Annotated in this window: 2 protein-coding genes and 1 other RNA gene; all 3 read left to right on the plus strand. The window is 43.0% G+C overall.

Features of this window, described 5'->3' with window-relative positions:
* The coding region (locus tag CAG68_RS15930) for a diguanylate cyclase (protein ID WP_161441348.1) at positions 1-1,871 on the plus strand (1,871 nt) is incomplete at its 5' end.
* Between the two features lie 137 nt (positions 1,872-2,008).
* Positions 2,009-2,105, plus strand: an RNA gene (gene ffs / locus CAG68_RS15935) — signal recognition particle sRNA small type.
* Between the two features lie 119 nt (positions 2,106-2,224).
* The coding region (locus tag CAG68_RS15940; RefSeq protein WP_202599969.1) for a TnsA endonuclease N-terminal domain-containing protein at positions 2,225-2,560 on the plus strand (336 nt) is incomplete at its 3' end.

Consider the following 2,560-nt stretch of genomic DNA (forward strand, 5'->3'; position numbering starts at 1 on the left):
TCAATGCTGCTTCAAAGGAGTTTGGCTTTACCGTTCAATACGTGAACTACTCCAGCTTTGATGCCATTCTAAATTCAGTAGCGAATGGGGAAGCGGACTTTGCTGCGAATATCACTTACACACAAGAACGTGCTCAACGTTTTAGTTATTCCCGCCCAACAAATATCGAATATACCTACCTCTTTGGTTTAAAAGATTCGACGTTGAGTGACATTTCGCGTGTTGGCGTCCCCAAAGATACAGTTTATGCCCAATTACTTAAACAACACTACCCTGAGCTAGAACAGATCTCTTATCAAGGTCACGAACAAGCAGTAACACTGCTACGTTCAGGTGCTGTGGATGGCGTTGTCGATGCCATTAACCAGCTCAAGCCGATGCTGATGGAGGGGTTTGACGCCAAGATGCTCAATGATCAGATTTCGATAAAGCCCGTATCCATCATCAGTAAAAAAGATCATCATCTTGAAGAGTTGGACACGTTCGCTACGTTTATTCACGGGGAAGCGGTGCAAAAGCAGCTTCGCGAAGAAATTTCCCAGTATCAATTTGAATTAAGGCGAGCAGCGTTGCGTGATTCTATTCGTTTATTACCCCTTGATTTTAATGAACCAATACGGATTAAGCTCGAATCTATCTTTCCATATGTTGTATACAACGCAGATGGTAGTGTCGAAGGGATGACGGCTGATGTAGTCCTGAGAAGCTGTGAGATCTTGGCTTTAAACTGCTTGATCATTAGTGAGCCTGGTGAAAGCTGGGGTTCTATGTACCATGAGTTTATCCAAGGTAATTTCGAAATTTTGGCGCCGTTAACGGTCAGCCGTGAGCGGCGCGCATTTAGCTACTTTCCAAAGCCCCATTACGCGCCAGCATCGGTGATGGTCAAGCGTTTAGGTTACAAACCGAGCACATACTCTCATGTTTCACAGTTGATATCTGAGCGGATTGGCGTAGTTAAGGATGACTTTTTCGATCAAATGATGACGCAACTGTTACCGCTAAAAGAACTCAAACGTTATCGTACCCAACAAGAGCTCATTCAGGGGCTACTAAATGAAGAAGTCGATTACATTCCGATGGATACGGCGATGCTCAATCATTTTTTACGTCTCAGTGAATTGGTTCCGATAGAGCAGGATACCGCTATTGGCGAGTTTTATGAGTCACAACTCTCTGTTGGATTGGTCGCGAATGAAAAAGGAGCCATGCTTGCGCCTTTCTTCAGTCGAGCGATAGCGATGTTAGAAGTTGATAAGATCATTGCTCAGTACGATGTACGCCCAGATTGGCGTACCGCACTTGAATATGAGATTCGATTAGCGACGCAAACACAAGCTGTGTTTATCTTTGTGTTATTGTTTGCTATTTGTGTTTCGCTTTATCTTTACCGTCAATCGAACACTGACAACTTAACAGGGTTAAGGAACCGTCGTGCGTTGCAAGTAAAGTATCGAAAAGGAGTAAACAAAGATCTATCCATACTTTACTTAGACATTAATCATTTCAAACGAATCAATGACACTTATGGGCATCGCGCTGGGGACGAAGTTTTACAACTACTGGCACTAAAAATTCATTATGTCTGGTCGGGAAGATGTTATCGAATTGGAGGGGATGAGTTCATATTGCTGGGTTATCCAACGCAAGCCGAGTTAACTAGAGCAATGAGAGAGCTCAGTAGAATCGACGTGAAAGGCAAATTATGTAGTGATTTGGAGTCTATAAGTATCTCTATTGGTTTCTCTGCAAAAAGGGAACGGCACATGAGCTTAGAGCAAGCGATGCATTTGGCTGATGAAGACATGTACATGAGTAAGCAGTCCTCACGGCACGACTCCTCTTATCGTGACTGTACGGTTTCATCATAAAGGAATGAATTGATCGAGTTTTGTTCAAACGGTAATGAAATGATGAAATTCAAGGTTTTTGCTCTTGCATTATGAGAGCTGATACTGAATAATCGCCCCATCGATTGAGGCAAGACCTCTCGAAAAGAATTATGGGGCTCTGGTCCTCTCGCAACAATAGCTCGTGAACTCGGTCAGGTCCGGAAGGAAGCAGCCGCAGCGTGTGACTTGTGTGCCGGGATGTGGCTGGGGTCCCACCCTTTGTGAAGCCTGCAATATATGTTCGCATAAATTGCAGGCTTTCTTCATATTTGCACCATAAGTCTTCATAGTCTATTTTTTTGTTGTGGGTTTACAACAAAAGTGATTTTGCTATGTTCGACCAAACCAAGAAGTCATCTCACGTACACAACATCTGTAAGTTCATGAGCTTGAAGAATGATGCAGTTGTTCGCACTCTGTCCATTTTAGAGTTTGATTTCTGTTTTCACCTCGAATATAACGCAGACATCAAAAGCTTTACCTCCCAACCTTTTGGCTTCAACTATCAATTCAATAATCGAAAATGCCGATATACCCCCGACTTTTTGGCGACAGATCACGATGACCATTCAATTTTCTTCGAAGTAAAACACTCTAGCCAGATTCTCAAACCTGACTTCAGGGACCGATTTAAAGAGAAACAAAGAGTTGCATTGAATGACTTTAAC

The sequence above is a fragment of the Vibrio sp. V42_P2S4T144 genome, from assembly GCF_009904715.1.
Taxonomy (GTDB): domain Bacteria; phylum Pseudomonadota; class Gammaproteobacteria; order Enterobacterales; family Vibrionaceae; genus Vibrio; species Vibrio alginolyticus.